This is a genomic window from Alicycliphilus sp. T452 (assembly GCF_054512775.1).
Map to the genome: position 1 here is coordinate 1 of NZ_JBTNEH010000079.1, position 718 is coordinate 718.

Here is a 718-nt window from a genome sequence, read left to right on the forward strand (position 1 = left end):
GTGCGCCTGACGCTGCGCAGTAACAGCTCTATCTCGGCAAACTTCTCTCGGCTGATGTCGCTCGGGTATTGCTTTCTTTTCACACCCCTATTGTCTGAGGTCGGAAGATCGCAAACAGGCTCTTAGAGCGGCTAACAAAACGACGGGAGCGAGCGCAGACAGATGACACAACATGCCAGCGAAAGCAAGGCGACATGAATGTCGATGCGACGCTCGAAGCGGGTGCGCAGCTTGCCGAAGGCGGCCAGCTAGGCGTGTGTGCGCTCGACGACCCAGCGATGACGCCCGAGTCGGTCGTTGCGCTCGACGCCCTTGCGGGCGATGCGGTCCTGGATACCACGGCGCTTGAGGTGCGCGCGGCATCGCGCGTAGTCGTAACCCTTGTCCGCGTGCAGCTTGCCGGGCCAGCGGCGTGGCCTGCCACGCTTGCCCGCAATCGACGGCAAGGCGTCGACCAGTTCGTCGAACACCTGAGATAGTCCCCCGATTCCCCGGCCCCGTCCTGTCGCTTATCTTTGGAGATAGGAACAGGACTGTGCATATGACTAGGCATACGGAGTCAGTAGAGGTGGTAGTGAAGGACCAGTGCAGTTGAAGTTGCCCCGGTTTGACGGACACCTTACGCTGTAAAGCAAGGAGTTCGAGATGGGCAAGACAAGGCTGCCGTATCCGGCGGAGTTCCGAGAGCAGATGGTGGAGTTGGTGCGAGTCGGCAGGA

The 718-nt window shown here is 60.3% G+C and carries 1 pseudogene; it reads right to left on the bottom strand.

What is annotated here, in order from left to right:
* Positions 1 to 131: 131 nt before the first annotated feature.
* Positions 132 to 476: pseudogene (locus ACX12L_RS22985) on the bottom strand (transposase); the annotation flags it as partial.
* Positions 477 to 718: the final 242 nt, after the last annotated feature.